General features: G+C 70.1%; 14 protein-coding genes. 8 read left to right on the forward strand and 6 right to left on the reverse strand.

The genetic code is table 11. From position 1 onward, the window contains the following. Window positions 1–193: 193 nt before the first annotated feature. Window positions 194–1180: a DUF502 domain-containing protein gene (locus EV659_RS03425; protein WP_132707448.1), complete on the forward strand. Its 987-nt coding sequence runs from the start codon at window positions 194–196 to the stop codon at window positions 1178–1180. Here EV659_RS03425 and recG read toward each other — a convergent pair. Both recG and EV659_RS03435 read right to left on the reverse strand, forming a co-directional pair. Continuing rightward, entirely contained in the window at window positions 1119–3200 is a 2082-nt protein-coding gene (gene recG / locus EV659_RS03430; RefSeq protein WP_132707449.1) for an ATP-dependent DNA helicase RecG, read from the reverse strand. The genes EV659_RS03425 and recG overlap by 62 nt on opposite strands. A 359-nt stretch (window positions 3201–3559) precedes the next feature. Then, window positions 3560–4477, reverse strand: coding sequence for an AsmA family protein (locus EV659_RS03435; RefSeq protein ID WP_132707450.1), 918 nt, complete (start codon window positions 4475–4477; stop codon window positions 3560–3562). Window positions 4478–4644: 167 nt separating this feature from the next. Between EV659_RS03435 and EV659_RS14640 the strand changes: the two genes are divergently transcribed. The 7 genes from EV659_RS14640 (at window position 4645) to EV659_RS03465 (ending at window position 11584) form a co-directional block, all read left to right on the forward strand. Beyond that, window positions 4645–4791, forward strand: a complete 147-nt coding sequence (locus EV659_RS14640; protein WP_165878695.1) for a hypothetical protein — start codon at window positions 4645–4647, stop codon at window positions 4789–4791. A 190-nt stretch (window positions 4792–4981) separates the two neighbouring features. After that, window positions 4982–5353, forward strand: coding sequence for a succinate dehydrogenase assembly factor 2 (locus EV659_RS03440; protein WP_132707451.1), 372 nt, complete (start codon window positions 4982–4984; stop codon window positions 5351–5353). Window positions 5354–5362: 9 nt separating this feature from the next. Beyond that, the gene (mfd, locus tag EV659_RS03445) at window positions 5363–8878 is read left to right on the forward strand and encodes a transcription-repair coupling factor (RefSeq protein ID WP_200288051.1); all 3516 of its coding nucleotides are present in this window, start codon (window positions 5363–5365) and stop codon (window positions 8876–8878) included. 149 nt (window positions 8879–9027) lie between these two features. Continuing rightward, complete coding sequence (locus EV659_RS03450) at window positions 9028–9675, forward strand: FMN-dependent NADH-azoreductase (RefSeq protein WP_132707452.1); 648 nt, start codon at window positions 9028–9030, stop codon at window positions 9673–9675. A 144-nt stretch (window positions 9676–9819) separates the two neighbouring features. Further along, on the forward strand, window positions 9820–10245 hold the full coding sequence (locus tag EV659_RS03455; RefSeq protein WP_132707453.1) for a hypothetical protein: 426 nt from the start codon (window positions 9820–9822) through the stop codon (window positions 10243–10245). 46 nt (window positions 10246–10291) lie between these two features. Continuing rightward, complete coding sequence (locus EV659_RS03460) at window positions 10292–10531, forward strand: flagellar basal body rod C-terminal domain-containing protein (RefSeq protein ID WP_132707454.1); 240 nt, start codon at window positions 10292–10294, stop codon at window positions 10529–10531. A gap of 330 nt (window positions 10532–10861) precedes the next feature. Then, window positions 10862–11584 (forward strand): hypothetical protein, encoded by a 723-nt coding sequence (locus EV659_RS03465; protein ID WP_132707455.1) that lies wholly within the window; start codon window positions 10862–10864, stop codon window positions 11582–11584. Window positions 11585–11811: 227 nt separating this feature from the next. Here EV659_RS03465 and purB read toward each other — a convergent pair whose 3' ends face one another. The 4 genes from purB to map all read right to left on the reverse strand — a co-directional run bounded on the left by purB (window position 11812) and on the right by map (window position 17030). Next, window positions 11812–13131 carry an adenylosuccinate lyase gene (gene purB / locus EV659_RS03470; protein ID WP_132707456.1) on the reverse strand — a complete coding sequence of 440 codons (1320 nt, stop codon included), beginning with the start codon at window positions 13129–13131 and terminating at the stop codon, window positions 11812–11814. A gap of 277 nt (window positions 13132–13408) precedes the next feature. Further along, window positions 13409–15190 carry a methyl-accepting chemotaxis protein gene (locus EV659_RS03475; RefSeq protein WP_165878696.1) on the reverse strand — a complete coding sequence of 594 codons (1782 nt, stop codon included), beginning with the start codon at window positions 15188–15190 and terminating at the stop codon, window positions 13409–13411. Window positions 15191–15406: 216 nt separating this feature from the next. After that, complete coding sequence (radC, locus tag EV659_RS03480; protein ID WP_132707458.1) at window positions 15407–16168, reverse strand: RadC family protein; 762 nt, start codon at window positions 16166–16168, stop codon at window positions 15407–15409. A 37-nt stretch (window positions 16169–16205) separates the two neighbouring features. Beyond that, window positions 16206–17030 carry a type I methionyl aminopeptidase gene (gene map / locus EV659_RS03485; protein WP_132707459.1) on the reverse strand — a complete coding sequence of 275 codons (825 nt, stop codon included), beginning with the start codon at window positions 17028–17030 and terminating at the stop codon, window positions 16206–16208. Window positions 17031–17043: the final 13 nt, after the last annotated feature.

A 17043-nucleotide genomic window follows, 5' to 3' on the forward strand; every position in this document is an offset into this window, starting at 1 on the left:
CGGGCCCAGCCCGGACCAAGCCCAAACCGGACCGAGCCCCGGGCCGGGCGATCCGGTGCCGGGGCGACCGGCGGTCGGTGTGGACGCCGCAAGTGGTCCCTTGAGCGGCGATCACACCGGCGCCATATCGCGACGGTAAGGTAAAGGCGTGCGCCTGCGCACCGCCCCCGCATCGTCACAAAGGCCCCCTGGCATGATCCAACAGCTGAGAAACTATTTTCTGACCGGGCTGTTCACCGCCGCGCCGATTCTGATCACCGGCTATCTGACCTGGGTGTTCATCGACACGGTGGACAATATCGTCGTGCGCAACCTGCCGCCGCGATACAATCCCGACACCTATCTGCCGTTCTCGATCCCCGGACTCGGCATCTTGATCATGATCGCGTTTCTGACCCTGTTCGGCGCGCTGGCGACCAACTTCATGGGCCGGACGCTGATCCGCATGGGCGAGCGCATCGTCGACCGCATGCCGATCGTCAAGTCGGTCTACGCCACGCTCAAGCAGATCATCGACACCATCTCGGCGCAGAACAGCGATACCTTCAAGGAGGTGGTGCTGGTGGAGTATCCGCGCAAAGGCATCTGGTCGCTGGCCCTGGTGTCGAGCCCGGCCAAGGGCCCGGTGCAGGCGCGCACGCCGGAGACCATGCTCAACGTGTTCCTGCCCACCACCCCCAACCCGACCAACGGCTTCCTGCTCTATGTGCCGCGCGAACAATGCCTGTTCCTGGATATGAGCGTGGAAGAGGCGATCAAATATGTGATTTCGGCCGGTCTTGTGGGCAAGAACAATGGCGAAGGCGAAACCCTGGCGATCCGCCCGCCAAACGAGCAGAAACGCGCCGGCGACACTACCGGCGACGGCACCGACAACCAGAACCCGACCGGCCCGGCCGGCCCGATCGGCCAAGACGGCGACGCGCCCCGGACAGCAAACGGCGACGGCAGCGACGGTGCCAGCAGCGGTGGCGACGGCAACACCGGCACCGCCTCGCCCATAGCCACGCCGGCAACCCCGGCGACCGCCACCGATCCCCGGCTGACCAGCCTGGCGATGGCCCACAGCGCCGCCGCCGACCCCGCCCCGGCGGACCAGGCCCCGCCGGCCGCGCCGCCTAGCCCGAGCGCAAGGTCCGGACGGCGGCGTCTCTTTCGAAGAGGTAAAGCAACGTCCTGAGCGCGGCGCTGCGCGGGCCCTGAAGCTCGGCGTCGCGGGCCAGGATCAACCGGGCCTCGTCGCGCGCCCGGGCCATCAACTCGCCATGGGCTTCAAGGTCGGCCAGGCGAAACTGCGGCAGGCCGGTTTGCCGGGTGCCCAGCACCTCGCCGGCGCCGCGCAGCCGCAGATCCTCCTCGGCGATCAGGAACCCGTCGTCCGAGCGGCGCAGCACGTCGAGCCGGGCGCGCGCCGTCTCGCTGACCCGCTCGGCGCGCAGCAGCAGACAGCGCGACGCCTTATCGCCGCGCCCGACCCGGCCGCGCAACTGGTGCAACTGGGCGAGCCCGAAGCGCTCGGCGTGCTCGATCACCATCACCGTGGCGTTGGGCACGTCGACGCCCACCTCGATCACCGTGGTGGCGACCAGCAGGCGCGTGGTGCCGTCGGCGAAGGCGGCCATGGCGGCCTCTTTCTCCGCGCCCTTCAACTGGCCGTGCAGCAGCCCGACCCGGTCGCCGAAGCGCGCCGCCAGGTCGCGGTGGCGGTCGGCCGCTGCGGTCACGTCTAGCCCCTCGGCCTCCTCGACCAGCGGACAGACCCAATAGACCTGCTCGCCCTGGGCGATCGCCCGGCCGACCGCGTCGACCACCGCGTCGAGCCGGGCCAGCGATACCACCCGGGTGTCCACCGGCTGGCGCCCGGGCGGTTTTTCCTGGATGCGGCTGACCTCCATGTCGCCATAGACGGTCAGCGTCAGCGTGCGCGGGATCGGCGTCGCGGTCATCACCAGCGTGTCCACCGCCCGGCCCTTGCCCGACAGCGCCAGCCGCTGGAAGACCCCGAAGCGGTGCTGTTCGTCGATCACCGCCAGCCCCAGATCCTTGAACTGGATCGCCTCTTCGATCACCGCATGGGTGCCGACCAGAAGGTGGATGCCGCCCGCCGCCAGGTCGGCCAGCAGCCGCGCGCGCTCGCCCTTGGGCGTCCGACCGGTGAGCACGGCGAGGCGCACGCCGGCGGCTTGGGCCAGGGGCGCCAAGCCGGCCGCGTGCTGGCGGGCGAGGATCTCGGTCGGCGCCAGCATCGCCGCCTGGGTCCCGGCTTCGACTGCGGTCAGCATGGCGACCAGCGCCACCACGGTCTTGCCCGAGCCCACATCGCCCTGGACCAGCCGCAGCATGGCGTCGTCGGCGCCCATGTCGGCCAGGATCTGGTCGACCGCGGCACGCTGGTCGCCGGTCAGGTCGAACGGCAGGCAGCCCAACGCCGCAGCCACCAGCCGGCCGTCGCCGGTCAGCGCCCGGCCCTTGCGCCGGCGCGCGCGCTGGCGCACCAGGGCGAGCGCCAGTTGATTGGCGAGCAATTCGTCATAGGCCAGGCGGGCGCGCGCCGGGTGGTCGGGCTCGACGGCTTGCGCCTCGCTCGGCCGGTGCACGGCGTCGAGCGCGGCGTGCCAGGCCGGCCAGTGCCGCTCGGCGACCAGCGCCGGGTCGAGCCATTCGGGCAGGTCGGGCGCCTTGGCGAGCGCGGCGGCGGCCGCCTTGCGCACCACCTTGCCGCTCAACCCCTCGGTCAGCGGATAGACCGGTTCGAGGGCCGGGATCAGATGTGCCTCGTCCTCGGCGACCACATAGTCGGGGTGGGCCATCTGCAACCGCTCGCCGAACAGCTCGACCCGGCCCGACACCAGCCGGGTGTGGCCGACCGGCAGCAGGCGGCGCAGATAGTCCTCGCGGCCATTGAAGAACACCAGCGCGATGCGGCCGGTGCCGTCCTCGCACAGCACCCGATAGGGCGCGCGCCGGTTGGCCGGCACCTGGTGGTCGACCACCCGCAGGGTCAGCCGCACCACCCGGTCGGCGGGCACGTCGGCGAGCGCGAAGGCGGCGCGCCGGTCCACCAGACCACTCGGCAGGTGCCACAACAGGTCGACCACCCGCTCGACCTCCAGGCGCGCGAACAGCTTGGCCAGCCGTGGTCCGATGCCGGACAGGCTGGTGATTTCGGCGAACAGCGGAAACAGGCTTTGCGGGCGCATGGGCGTCGGTCGGTCGGTTGGGAAGGGACAACAGGACGGGCGGCGGCGCGCCGTCTGATGAGCGGGCGTTTCGGCGGTTGTCCGGGCGGGCTCCGCCCTCGCACGAGCCCGCCGATCGGGTGTGCCGGGCGCTCGGTCTCGGACGAGCCCTGACGGGCTCGCGGACTGTTTGAAGCCGCCCTCACCCGTTCTCTGCCGACAAGCGGAAGACGGAAAAAAAGCCCCTCTCCCTGGGGGAGAGGGGATGGGGCGAGGGGCGGCCGCAGCGCATCCGGGGACGCGGCCGCGCGTGAGGGGCGGCTACCCGCGCCTGGACCGCCAAGTGCCGCGGATGACGCGGGCGGCCGCCTGGGCGCGGGTCAGTTGGAGCCCGAGCCGCCGTCCTCGCCCTCGCCGTTCTTCTCCTTCTTCTCTTCGGCCTTTTCCTTGAGCTTGTCGAACAGGCCCCGGGCCGCCTCGCCGGCCTCGCCGTCCAACTTCTCGTCGAGCGTGCCACGGACCTTGTCGGTCATGTCCTGCTTGGCCTTGTCCTTGAGCGCGTCGGCCTTGTCCTCGATCTGCTGCTTGATGTCGCCGCGCAGTTGCAGATCCACCTTGCCCTTGGTCAGCTTGTCGAACAATTCCTGGGCCCGGTCGCTGGCCATCGCCTTGGTGACCTGGGGCATCAGCGCGTCGGCGACCAGACGCACCACCTCAGCCGGCGGCACGCCGTTCTGGTCGACGCCGATACCGGTCAGGGTGATGTCGGCCAGTTCGAGCGTCTGGTCGGACAGGCCCACCGCACCGCCGGAAAAACGCAGCTTGGGCGCGGCGATGTGCAGGCGCTCGATGATCAGATTCTTGGTCGGCTCGCCGCTGTCCGCCGGCGCCGGGCCGGTGGCCTTTTCGAGGTTCTTCTGGATCACCTGCAGGTTGGTCAGGCCGCGCTTCGACGGCTCGACGACGATTTCGGGCTCGATCACGCTGATGTCGGCCACCTGGATGGTGTCGGACAACAGGCTCATGGGCGCCACGGTCAGCGACATCTCGCCCACCGAGATCGACTTGTCGGCGCTGTAGCCTTCGGGCGTGCCGACCACGAAGCCGCGAATGCCGGCGGTGCCGCCCAGGGGCTGGAACGACACGCCGTCGAGGCGCACGGGCGTGCCGGTCAGCGCCGGCCCGCGCTCGGACACGCCCTGGGTGATCAGGCTCTCGCCCTTGACCCAGACGAAGCCGAGCACCCCGGCGACCACCACCACGATGACGCCGATGAAGACAACGACAAAGCGAAGCATGAGTGTCTCCCGCAAAGAGGGGTCCAAATCTCCCTCCTAGGTGCGCGCCGGGTTGCGGCTTGTCAACGCACGGTCGCCCGGTTGACGCGCCGGGGCCGAATCTGATGCACGGGCGCCGACAAACCCTTGCGCTTTAACCCACCAGCCGGACGGAAAGGAGATCCCCCATGGCCAAATTGCAAGGACAAGCGAAAAAGACCGACAGCATCCAACGCTACAAGCGCACCTCGATCGGCGATTCGAAGCGCACCCGCCCGCGCAGCAAGAACGCCTTCGCCAGCCGCACCACCCGCCGCGGCCAAGGCAAGGTCTAAGCCCGCGCGCCCTGCGCAGCCCCACCGCGCCCTTCACCCACCCGCGCGCGCCCTGGCCAGCACCCACTGGCCGGCACCGCGCGCCGAGGGGCGCGGGAACGTGACGCGGCCGCCCGACCGCTCGCGCATCTGGACGCGAGGCCGGCCAGGTCTTATGGCAGCAGCAGTCCAATAGCTGCGAGACACGACCATGGCCGCCCCGTCCGAAGACCGCCCGCCCCGCCCCGGCCGCGACGCCGCCCTGGACGCCGCCGCCCAAGCGGCTGCCCACAAGGCCGCCGCCGAAACGCCCCAAGACCTGGCGACCCGCAAGCGCCGGCTGGTGTTCCGGGCCTGGCACCGGGGCATCAAGGAAGCCGATCTGATTCTCGGCCAGTTCGTCGAACGCCATATCGACAGCTGGGACGCCGACGACGTCCGTTGGATGGAACGGCTGTTCGAAGAGAACGACCAGGACATCCTGACCTGGATCACCGCCCCCGACCCGGCGATCCCCGAGCCCTTCGACACGCCGCTGATGGCCGCCCTGCGCGCGCTTGACTATATGCGCCCGCGCGCCTAGGTCCGCCCGGTGACACCGCTGACCCAATCGCTGCTGACCGACCTGGCCGACGACCCCGGCCGGCTGACCCTGGCGGGCGCGCCCCAGGGCGTCGACGCGCGCGTGCTTGCCCGATTGCTGAGCGAGACCGACCGCCCGGTGCTGCACATCGCGCGCGAAGACGCCCGGCTCGACCCGTTGGCGCACATGGTGCGCTTCTTCCACCCCGAGGTGGAGGTGGTCACCCTGCCGGCCTGGGACTGCCTGCCCTATGACCGGGTCGGCCCGAACCCCGAAATCGCCGCCCGGCGCATGAGCGCGCTTTACACCCTGGCGACCGCGCCGAAGCGCCAGCGCCTGTTGCTGACCACGGTCAACGCGGTGTTGCAACGGGTGCCGCCGCGCGACTGGGTGGCCGGCCACAGTTTCTCGGCCCGGCCCGGCGACAGCGTCGACCTAGACGCGCTGACCCAGTTCCTGACCGCCAATGGCTACGCCCGCGCCAGCCAAGTGACCGAGCCCGGCGAATACGCCGTGCGCGGCGGCCTGGTCGACCTGTACCCCACCGGCGGCGACGGGCCGGTGCGGCTCGACTTCTTCGGCGACGAACTGGACACCATCCGCCGCTTCGACCCGGCCAGCCAGCGCACCACCGACAAGGTGGCGGCACTCAACCTGCTGCCGGCCAGCGAATTCACCCTCGACGCCGACGCCATCAAGCGCTTTCGCCGCGGCTATGTGGCCGAATTCGGCCCGGTCACCGACGACGACCCGCTCTACGAGGCGGTCAGCGACGGCCGCCGCCACCAGGGCGCCGGCCACTGGCTGCCGCTGTTCCACGACCGGCTGGACACCGTCTTCGACCTGGTGCCGGGCGCCGTCACCACCCTGGACCATCAGGGCGAGGACGCCGCGCGCCAGCGCCTCGACGCCATCGCCGACTATTATGACAGCCGGCGCACCCAATTGGCCGCATCCCGCGACCGCGCCAGCGCGCTCAACACCCCCTACAAGCCGCTGCCGCCCGACCAGCTCTATCTGAGCTCCGAGCAATGGGCGGCGGTGCTCGACCAGCGCGCGGTGCGCGACTTCACGCCGTTCCAATTGCCCGACGGCCCCGGCGTCATCGACCTGGGCGCCAAGATGGGCCGCGACTTCGCGCCCGAACGCCAGGACAAGGCGGTCAACGTCTATGACGCGGTGCGCGGCCACCTGGAAGACCTGACCGCCGCCCCCGGCCGCTCGGTGCTGGTGGCCAGCTATTCCGTCGGCGCGCGCGAGCGCCTGCAGGGCGTGCTCGAAGACCATGGCGTCACCGGCACCCGGCTGGTCGACACCGCCGCCGACATGGGCGACCTGGGCGGGCGCGTCGGACTCGCCGTGCTGCCGCTCGAACACGGGCTCGAAGCGCCCGACCTGGCGATCGTCACCGAACAGGACGTGCTCGGCGACCGGCTGGTGCGCCAGTCGCGCAAGTCGCGCCGCGCCGACAACTTCCTGCGCGAGGCGACCGCGCTCAGCCCCGGCGACCTGGTGGTCCATGTGGACCACGGCGTCGGCCGGTTTCTGGGCCTGGAGACGGTGACCGCAGCGGGCGCCGCCCACGACACCGTGGCGCTCGAATATGCCGGCGGCGACAAGCTCTACCTGCCGGTCGAGAATATCGAGATGCTGTCGCGCTACGGCTCGGAAGAGACCGGGCTCGAACTGGACAAGCTCGGCGGCGGCCAGTGGCAGGCCAAGAAGGCGCGGCTCAAGCAGCGCATCCGCGAGATGGCCGACCAGTTGATCGCCATCGCCGCAGCGCGCGAATTGAAGCCCGGCAAGAAGGCCGACCTGCCCGCCGGCCTTTATGACGAATTCGCCGCGCGGTTCCCCTATACCGAGACCGGCGACCAGTTGAACGCCATCGCCCAGGTGATCGACGATCTGGGCTCGGGCCGGCCCATGGACCGGCTGGTCTGCGGCGATGTGGGCTTCGGCAAGACCGAGGTGGCGTTGCGCGCCGCCTTCGTCATGGTCATGGCCGGCTATCAGGTGGCGGTGGTGGCGCCGACTACCCTGTTGGTACGCCAGCACTTCAAGACCTTCTGCGAACGCTTCCGCGACTATCCGGTCAACATCGCCCATCTGTCGCGGCTGGTGACCCAGAAGGAGATGAACGCCTCGAAGAAGCAGATCGCCGAGGGCACCGTCGACATCGCCGTCGGCACCCATGCGCTCCTGTCCAAGACCGTCACGTTCAAGAATCTGGGCCTGGTGATCGTCGACGAGGAACAGCATTTCGGCGTCGCCCACAAGGAACGGCTGAAGGAGATGAAGAAGGACGTGCACGTCCTGACGCTGACCGCCACGCCGATTCCGCGCACCCTGCAACTGGCCATGTCGGGCATCCGCGACCTGTCGATCATCGCCACGCCGCCGGTCGACCGGCTGGCGGTACGCACCTTCGTGCTGCCCTTCGACCCCATGGTGGTGCGCGAGGCGCTGCTGCGCGAGCATTATCGCGGCGGCCAGTCTTTCTATGTCTGCCCGCGCATCTCCGACCTGGCCGAGGCCGCCGAGTTCCTGCGCACCCATGTGCCCGAGGTCAAGTTCGTGGTCGCCCACGGCCAGATGGCGCCGGGCGAGATCGAGGACACCATGACCGCCTTCTACGAGGGCAAGTTCGACGTGCTGCTGTCGACCACCATCGTCGAATCCGGTCTCGACATCCCGACCGCCAACACCATGGTGGTGCACCGGGCGCACCAGTTCGGCCTGGCCCAGCTCTACCAGCTGCGCGGCCGGGTCGGGCGCGCCAAGATCCGCGCCTATTGCTACCTGACCACGCCGGCCAACCGCCAGCTCACCGGCGCCGCCGAACGCCGGCTGGGCGTGCTGCAGTCGCTCGATACCCTCGGCGCCGGCTTCACCCTCGCCAGCCACGACATGGACATCCGCGGCGCCGGCAATCTGCTCGGCGAAGAACAGTCGGGCCATGTGCGCGAGGTCGGCGTCGAGCTTTATCAACAGATGCTCGAAGAGGCGGTCGCCGAGGCGCGCGCCGGCGACGACGCCGAGGACGGCGAGAGCGCCGCCTGGTCGCCGACCATCAATGTGGGGGCGACGGTGCTGATCCCTGACTCGTATGTGGGCGACCTGGAACTGCGCATGGGGCTTTACCGCCGCCTGGCCGAGTTGCGCACCCGCGAGGAGATCGACGCCTTCGCCGCCGAACTGATCGACCGCTTCGGCGCGCTGCCGCCCGAGGTCAAACAACTGATCGCGGTGATCACCATCAAGGCGGAATGCCTGCGCGCCGGGATCGAGAAGATCGAGGCCGGGCCGAAGGGTTTGGTGGTGTCGTTCCGCGCCAACCGCTTCGCCAACCCCGAAGGGCTGGTGCAGTTCATCTCCAAGCAGACCGCGGTGGCCAAGCTGCGCCCCGACCACAGCCTGCTCTACAAGGCGCGCATGGAGACGGTGGGCCAACGCCTCAAGACCGCCCACTCGCTGGCCCGCGGCCTCGCCCGCATCGCCGAGAAGGCCCAAGCTGCCGCATGACCAGACGACCGCGCCGCCGAGAGAGCGGCGCGATTGTCGCCAACTGGTAAACAGCGCGTTTCCGGGCTGTCCGCTTCCGCCTCTGGCCGCAACAGTCCAGATAGAGGCGGTAACAACGCCCTTCACCAGCAGATCGGAGACCGCGCGCCATGACCGCCGACACCACGCCCCATTCAGCCCCTCAGACTGGCCCCCAGACCGCGCTCATCCTTCAAGCGTCGGTGCGCCGCGACGCCTCGGTCAGCCGGCCGCTGGTGGCGCGCGCGGCCGAAGCTCTGCGCGACCGGGGCCTGCGCCTGACCGACCGCGACCTGACGGCACCTGCTCTGCCCTATGTGGACGACGCCTGGACGGCGGCCAATTTCACCCCCGCCGAGCAACGCACCGACGCGCAACGCCAGGCGCTCGCCCTGTCCGACGCGCTGGTCGCCGAGGTCCAAGCCGCCGACCGGCTGGTGATCGGCCTGCCGGTCTATAACTTCGCCCCGCCTGCGCCGCTCAAAAGCTGGATCGACCATGTGGCGCGCGCCGGGGTCACCTTCCGCTACACCGAGAACGGGGCGGAAGGGCTGTTGAAGAACAAGCGCGCGCTCCTGGTCATGGCCTCGGGCGGCACGCCGGCGGGCAGCGAAATCGACTATGCCAGCACCTATCTGCGCCACATGCTGGGTTTCCTGGGCATCACCGACGTCACCCTGGCGGCCGCCGACCGGGTACTGTTCGAGCAGGACGAAGCCCTCGCCCGCGCCCGCGACGCCATCGACGCCTGGACCGCAGACGCCGCCCTGGCCGCCTGACAGGCGCCCGCCGGCGCCTTGGGCGGCGGCACCGCGCCCCGCCGCCCCACCTTGCTTTGACCTGATCCAGCTTGTGACCTATATTACAAGGGTAAGGCAATCTGGACAAAGAGGGTCCTAAGGCGAGGCAACAGCGATATGGCGATGATCGATCCGCTATCGACCGGCCTGCCCGCGCCCACCCTGGCGGCGGACGCGGGTGCGGCGGCGGCATTAGACGGTGCCGGACCAGCCGGCGGCCGGCCTGCGCCGGTCGACCGGGTCAGCCTGGACCCGGCGCTGGGCGGCGGCGAGGCCGGCTTGGCGTCGGTCGCCGTCGAGGGCGCGACAGCGGCCCAAGCCGGCGGCGCACCGCAACCGACCGCCGAGGCCGCACCCGAGCCCAATCCGCCGGAGCGCCGGAGCCCCGAGCCCCGCATGTCCGAGCCCCGCACGCCCGAGCTGTTGTCGACGCAATTGGCCGACCTGTCGACCACCGCCCTGGTAGCCGGTGCCGATCCGGCGTTTCTGGGTCTGATCCAGGCCGCCGAGACCAGCTTGACCATTCAACCGGTGGATATTCTCGCCTGACCCTGAACGGCGCAGCCGTCGCGCCCGACCCCGGAGCGATCGACCCATGACCATCGACAGTGCCCAAGCCACCGCAATCGCCGGGCTGCAAGCCGCCCAGACGTCCTTCGAGACCAGCGCCGTGCGCCTGTCGCAGAGCGCCGCTGGCGGGGCCGAGGGGCGGATCGTCAAGGATATCGTCGACCTGCGCCGCTCGGCGGTCGCGTTCGACGCCAATGTCCGCACCGTCAAGGCGAGCGACGAGATGCTCGACACGCTGCTCGACCGCGTCGACGAACGTGCCTGACCGCGTCCCCTTGGGCCTTGGGGCTCGGGACTGGCGGGTCGAGGCTTGGAGACGGGCAGCAAGGCTTGCCGGGTCGGGGCTGCCGGTCCCGATCGGTGACCGAGACGCGGGCGGCCCCGCGAACCGGTGGCGCCATTGGCCGACAGCGGGGGAAACTGCGGTGCGCGCCGATCGGCCCGCCCGACGCGCGGCTGGCACGGAAGATGAATGGCGGACGAGGATTGGACGCAGACCGACCGGATCGCGGGGCGCGGATTTGACCGCGTGGCGGCCGCCGCAACCAACCGCACCGAGCCCCGCCGAAGATCTTGATAACGGGAGACACCCACCATGAACGTCACGAGCGCCACCACACCGACCGGCGGAGCCACCTCGGCGCCGTCCAAGGTGCCGGCGCCGCAGGCCGTGACCTCCTCAACCGGTGCGCCGCCCGCCGGGATGGCCGAGCGCGCGCCCCAGACCGCGCCGCCGAAGCCCGCGTCCCCGGTCAAGGCCCCGGTCAAAGCACCGACCACGCCAAGCCGCGACGGCGGCCAGCAAGTGGCCCGGCAAGGGGGCGCATCGGCGCGTCCGGCCCCATCGGCAGCGCCGGCGCCAACAGCCAGCGCCAGCTTCGCGCGCCAGGCGTTGGAGGCCTATGGCCGGGCGGTTCAGGCCCAGGAGCCACAGGCCGGCCGGCGGCTGTTCCAGCCTCAGGCTGGCGGCTTCGGCGCACGCGTGTCCCAAGCCTCGATGACCCAGCCCGCCCGGACGCAAGCAGCGGCTCAGGCCCAGCGCGGCACCGGTCAACCGCCCGCAGCCACGCCCGCCAACACGATCGCCGGCGGCGCCGGCGGCCGGGCGATCCTGATCAATACGTCGCCGCAGAACCCCCAGGGGCCGTTCGCCCAGGTGATCCTGGCCCAGGCGGGCGCCAATGCGGCCACCGGGGCTGCCGGTCGCGGCGTCGAGATGGCCGCCGGCGTGCGCACCTATCAGGGCAATGCCGGCACCGTGGCCCGCTATGCCAGCGGCCAGACCGGCTTCGCCACGCGCACCAATCTCGCCGCCTGACGCCCCCCCTGCCACGCCCTCCTAGGGCCCCGATCGCGCCTGCACGACCGGCCCGGGCGGGCACGGGTCGCCGGTCGCCGGTCGCCGGTCGCCGGTCGCCGGTCGCCCGGCGGCGCCTGAACGACCGGCGGGTTCGCGGTCAAGCAGCGCAAGCGGCGACGATGCCAAGGGATCACGCAAGAGCGCCGGCGCGGCGAGCCCGGCCCGCCGGCGCGTCAACGAACAGGTTACGCCATATGGTCGCGGGCGGTGCCGAAGACGCGCTCGAAGATCGTGTCCACATGGGCGGTGTGATAGCCCAGGTCGAACAGCCCGGCGAGTTCGTCGCGGTTCATATGCGCGGACACCTCGGCGTCTTGCTGCAGCAATTCCAGGAGCGTGTGCTCGCCGCGGCTTTGCCACACCGTCATGGCGTTGCGCTGGACCAGGCGATAGGCGTCCTCGCGGCTGACGCCCTTCTGGGTCAATGCCAGCAGCACGCGCTGGGAATGCACCAGCCCGCCGAGCTTCTCCACCGTCTCGGCCATCACCTCGGGGTAGACCACCAGCTTGTCCATGACCTGGGTCAGCCGGGCGAGCGCGAAGTCGAGCGTCACCGTAGCGTCGGGGCCGATCATCCGCTCCACCGAGCTGTGCGAGATGTCGCGCTCGTGCCACAGCGCCACATTCTCCATCGCCGGCAGCGCATAGCCGCGCACCATGCGCGCCAGCCCGGTCAGATTCTCGGTCAGCACCGGGTTGCGCTTGTGCGGCATCGCCGACGAGCCCTTCTGGCCGGGCGAGAAATATTCTTCCGCCTCGCCCACCTCGGTGCGTTGCAGGTGGCGCACCTCGGTCGCCAGCCGCTCGACCGACGAGGCGACGACGCCCAAGGTAGCGAAGAACTGGGCGTGGCGGTCGCGCGGGATCACCTGGGTCGACACCGGTTCGGGCTTGAGCCCCATCTTGGCGGCCACATGGGCCTCGACTGCGGGATCGATATTGGCGAAGGTACCGACCGCGCCCGAGATCGCGCAGGTGGCGACCTCCTCGCGCGCCAGCTTGAGCCGGTCGCGCGCGCGCGCGAACTCGGCATAGGCCTGGGCGAGCTTGAGCCCGAAGGTGGTCGGCTCGGCGTGGATGCCGTGGCTGCGGCCGATGCACACCGTGTCCTTGTGCTCGAACGCCCGGCGGCGCAGCGCCTGCAGCAGCGCCTCGGTCTGGGCGATCAACAGGTCGGCGGCGCGCACCAACTGGACGTTGAAGCAGGTGTCGAGCACGTCCGACGAGGTCATGCCCTGGTGGACGAACCGCGCTTCGTCGCCCACATGCTCGGCCAGGTTGGTCAGAAACGCGATCACATCGTGCTTGACCTCGGCCTCGATGGCGTCGATGCGCTCCACGTCGAAGGCGCCGCGCGCCCACACGGCCTCGGCCGCCGCCTTGGGGATGACGCCCAACTCGGCCTGGGCGTCGCAGGCATGGGCCTCGATCTCGAACCAGATCTGAAACTTGGTCTTGGGCTCCCAAATCGCGGCCATGGCCGGACGGGTATAGCGGGGGATCATGGGCACTTCCCTTGAGCTGGGCGCCGGCGCCGGCCGGAGCAAGCGCCCGCGCGACGGAACGAGACGATGGCGACGGCCCGGCGCACCGGCGCGCCCAAAACCGCCAGGGTCCCGCGTCGTCTAGCAAAGCGGGCCGGAGCGCACAAGCAAGCCGCCGTCAGCGTGCCGGGCGGCGAGCCGCCCGGACGCCGCCACCGGTGCCAAACCCCGGCGCCCTCCGCCTTGGCGCCGTCCTCGGCCCCCTCGGGGCCGGTCGGGGCCGGGTCTGGGCGCCGGCTTAGCGGATCTCGGCCAGGAAGCCGTCGACCCGGTCGCCCAGGGTGCCGCTGCGCTCGTCAAGGGTCTGGGCCGCCGCCAGCATGGCCTGGGAATGTTCGCCGGTCTGCCAGGCCGCCGTGCTCATCTCGCGGATGCGCGCGGTGACCGTGGCCGTGCCCTCGGCGGCCTTGACCACCGCCTGGGAGATGTCCTTGGTGGCCGCCCCCTGCTCTTTGACCGCGCCGGCGACGGTGGTCGCCACGTCGTCCAACTCGTCGATGGTCTGGCCGATGCTGCGCATGGCCGCGGTGGCGTCGCCGGTGGCGGTGCGCATGGCGTGGACCTGGCCGGTGATCTCGTCGGTGGCCTTGGCGGTCTGGCTGGCCAGCGACTTGACCTCGCCCGCCACCACCGCAAAGCCCTTGCCCGCCTCGCCGGCCCGTGCCGCCTCGATGGTGGCGTTCAAGGCCAACAGATTGGTCTGTTCGGCGATGTCGCTGATCAGCCCGACCACCTCGCCGATGCGGTCGGCGGCGGTGCCCAGGCTGTCCATGGTCTGGGTGGTCGACGCCGCTTCCTCGACGGCGCGCCGCGCCACCTTGGCCGCCCGGATGACCTGCTCTTCGATCTCGCGGATCGACGCGGCCATCTGTTCGGTGGCCGCCGATACCGCCTCCACATTGGCCGAGGTGGCCCCGGCGGCGCCGTCGGCCTGTTCGGCGTGTTCCGAGGTCTGGCGCACCAGCGCGGTCATGGAATCCGCCGCGCCGCGCACCTCGGCCACCGCCTGGCTGACCGCCTCGACCACCGACTTGACGTCGCGCTCGAACTGGTCGCCCAGACTGGCCATCAACATGGCCCGCTCTTCGGCCTCGCGGGCATAAGCCGCCTCCTCGGCCTCGCGGCGCTCCTCGGCGGCGGCCCTTTCCTGCTCCAGCCGGCGGGTTTCCTCGGCCCGGCGCTGTTCTTCGAGCGACCGACGCTCCTCCTCGATCTGCACCTTGCGCTCGGCCTCGTCGCGGAACACCTGGGCAGCGCGGGCCATGTCGCCCACTTCGTCGCCGCGGGTTTGCGACGGGATCGCCACGTCGGTGCGCCCGGCCGCCACCGCCGCCATGGCGTCCTTGAGCGCCACCAGGGGCCGCGCCGTGCCGCGCCCGATGACCAGCGCGATCAGCACCGACAGCGCGAACGCCACCGCCACGAAAATACCGGCGATCCAGGTGAAGCGCGCTTTCTCGGCACGCGCCTCGGCGATCATGGCGTCGACCTGGCCCTGGCTTTGGGCCTGGATCTCGGCCAACGCCTCGAACACCGGCAACACATGGTCATATTCCACCGTCTCCAGATACCGCCGGACCTCGTCGGCGCGGCCGGCGTCGTGCATCGCAAACGCACGCTCATAGATCGGCGGATAGCCGGCAACACCGTTGGCCACCGTGTCGACCAGCCCCGGATCGCCCCGGAAGGTGCGCGCGAGCGCGGGCAGAAACTGGTCGTTCAACTGCTCGAAATAGGTCGGCAGGCGGTCGAGGCTTTCGGCCCGGGTCGCGGCGTCGGGCGCCAGGATCACCTGGCGCACCCGGCGCTGGATCGTGGTCACATAGGCGTCCATGGCATAGGCCGACGCCAGCGCCTCGAACGGATACTCATAGATTTCCCGGTTGATCCGGTCGATGCGGTCGAGACTGGCGAGCCCCAAGGCGCCATTGCCCACCATCAGGCCGATCAGCAGCACAAACGCCGCCGACACCCGCGCCTGAATATTCAGGTCGTTGATCTTCCGTAACAATCGCTGCATATCCGCCTCGTCCCCTCGGCCTCGGTTTCGGCCTTGATTGCGGCCCCGGTTCGGGCACCGGCGCGCGCCCCGCCGCACCGCCATGGGCGGACAACGGGTACCACGCTTCGGAAAACGGGCGGATTGTTCCCCGAAAGATCGTTAACGTCAAACTTTTCTTTTTTAATGCCTAAATCATCAGGCAACGGTCGCAAGAATAGATAAAATTGTCAGCGATCAGATAAGCCCCATGGACTTGAAGCTGGCATGTTCGCCGCGCGCAATGATGATGTGGTCGTGCAGGACGACGCCCAATTGCTTGCCCGCCTGCTGAACCTGCCGGGTGATCTCGATATCGGCACGGCTCGGCGTGGCGTCGCCCGAGGGATGGTTGTGGACCATGATGATCGCCGAGGCATGGAGGTCGAGCGCGCGCTTGATCACCTCACGCGGGTAAAGCGGCGTGTGGTCGACGGTGCCGGTCTGCAGCACCTCGTCGGCGATCAGGCGGTTCTTGCGGTCGAGGAACAGGATGCGCGTCTGCTCCACCGGCGACCGACCCATGGCGGCGCGGCAATAATCCAGCAGCGCCTGCCAACTGGACACCACCGGCCGGTTCATCACCTCGGCCTGGGCGAGCGTGAGCCCGGCGGCCTGGACGGTTTTCAGCGCCAGCGCGCTGCGCTCGCTCAAGCCCGCCGCGCGCAGGGCGCCGAGGTCGGCGCTCAACACACCCGCCAGGCTCGAAAACCGGGCGATCAGGTCCTTGGCCAGCGGCTTCACGTCGCGGCGCGGGATCGACAGGAACAGCAACAGCTCCAGCAGCTCATAATCCTGAAGCGCCGCCGCGCCGCCGTCGCGAAAGCGCTGGCGCAGCCGGTCGCGATGGCCGGCATAATGGGGGGCGGGGCCGGCCACGGCCCCGGACGCGGCGGGGCGATGCCTGGATGGCGGACGGGCGTTTCCGGGTCTGTCCGGCGTGTCCGACGTATCCGGCATCGGCGAGGCCCCGGGTGGCGGGCTGCGGCGGCGGCCGTCAGCCCTGCGTGTAAGGTGGCTTGGTGTGCCCGGCGGGCGACAGGGTGAAGATCTCGCAGCCGTCTTGCGTCACCGCCAGCGAATGCTCGAACTGCATGGACAGCGAGCGATCGCGAGTGACCGCGGTCCAGCCGTCGTCGAGCACCTTGGTGCCCGCCTTGCCGGCGTTAATCATCGGCTCGATGGTGAAGAACATGCCGGGCTTGAGTTCCGGCCCGGTGCCGGCGGCGCCATAGTGCAGCACGCTCGGCTCGTCATGGAACACCAGCCCGAGGCCGTGGCCGCAAAACTCGCGCACCACCGAAAACCGCTCGGCCTCGGCGTAGCGCTGGATGGCGTGGCCGATGTCGCCAAGCCGGGCGCCCGGCTTGACCACCGCGATGCCGCGCATCAGCGCCTCATAGGTCACGTCCGACAGCCGCTGCGCCTTGATGCTCGGCTTGCCGGCGAAGAACATGCGCGAGGTGTCGCCGTGCCAGCCGTCGAGGATCACGGTCACGTCGATGTTCAGCGTGTCGCCGTCCTTGAGCGCCTTGGGCCCGGGAATACCGTGGCACACCACATGGTTGATCGAGGTGCAGATGGACTTGGGAAAGCCGCGATAGTCGAGCGGCGCCGGCGTCGCCCCATGGTCGAGGATGAAGTCGTGCGCCAACTGGTCCAGCGCCTCGGTGGTGACGCCCGGCACCACATGCGGGGTCAGCATGTCCAGCGTCTCGGCGGCTAGGCGGCCGGCCTTGCGCATGCCCTCGAACCCGGCCTCGTCGTGGATCGGAATGCCATTGCTGCGCGGCAGGCGGGCGGTCGCTTTCCCCTGTTTCATCATGGTCGGTCCA

It is taken from the genome of Rhodothalassium salexigens DSM 2132, from assembly GCF_004341375.1.
In the GTDB taxonomy this organism is placed as follows: Bacteria; Pseudomonadota; Alphaproteobacteria; order Sphingomonadales; family Rhodothalassiaceae; genus Rhodothalassium; species Rhodothalassium salexigens.

Bases quoted from the DNA above. Each gene is read 5' to 3' on its own strand.
- EV659_RS03425 (WP_132707448.1), top strand. From the start codon at position 194: ATGATCCAACAGCTGAGAAACTATTTTCTGACCGGGCTGTTCACCGCC.
- recG (WP_132707449.1), bottom strand. From the start codon at position 3,200: ATGCGCCCGCAAAGCCTGTTTCCGCTGTTCGCCGAAATCACCAGCCTG.
- EV659_RS03435 (WP_132707450.1), bottom strand. From the start codon at position 4,477: ATGCTTCGCTTTGTCGTTGTCTTCATCGGCGTCATCGTGGTGGTGGTC.
- EV659_RS14640 (WP_165878695.1), top strand. From the start codon at position 4,645: ATGGCCAAATTGCAAGGACAAGCGAAAAAGACCGACAGCATCCAACGC.
- EV659_RS03440 (WP_132707451.1), top strand. From the start codon at position 4,982: ATGGCCGCCCCGTCCGAAGACCGCCCGCCCCGCCCCGGCCGCGACGCC.
- EV659_RS03450 (WP_132707452.1), top strand. From the start codon at position 9,028: ATGACCGCCGACACCACGCCCCATTCAGCCCCTCAGACTGGCCCCCAG.
- EV659_RS03455 (WP_132707453.1), top strand. From the start codon at position 9,820: ATGATCGATCCGCTATCGACCGGCCTGCCCGCGCCCACCCTGGCGGCG.
- EV659_RS03460 (WP_132707454.1), top strand. From the start codon at position 10,292: ATGACCATCGACAGTGCCCAAGCCACCGCAATCGCCGGGCTGCAAGCC.
- EV659_RS03465 (WP_132707455.1), top strand. From the start codon at position 10,862: ATGAACGTCACGAGCGCCACCACACCGACCGGCGGAGCCACCTCGGCG.
- purB (WP_132707456.1), bottom strand. From the start codon at position 13,131: ATGATCCCCCGCTATACCCGTCCGGCCATGGCCGCGATTTGGGAGCCC.
- EV659_RS03475 (WP_165878696.1), bottom strand. From the start codon at position 15,190: ATGCAGCGATTGTTACGGAAGATCAACGACCTGAATATTCAGGCGCGG.
- radC (WP_132707458.1), bottom strand. From the start codon at position 16,168: ATGCCGGATACGTCGGACACGCCGGACAGACCCGGAAACGCCCGTCCG.
- map (WP_132707459.1), bottom strand. From the start codon at position 17,030: ATGAAACAGGGGAAAGCGACCGCCCGCCTGCCGCGCAGCAATGGCATT.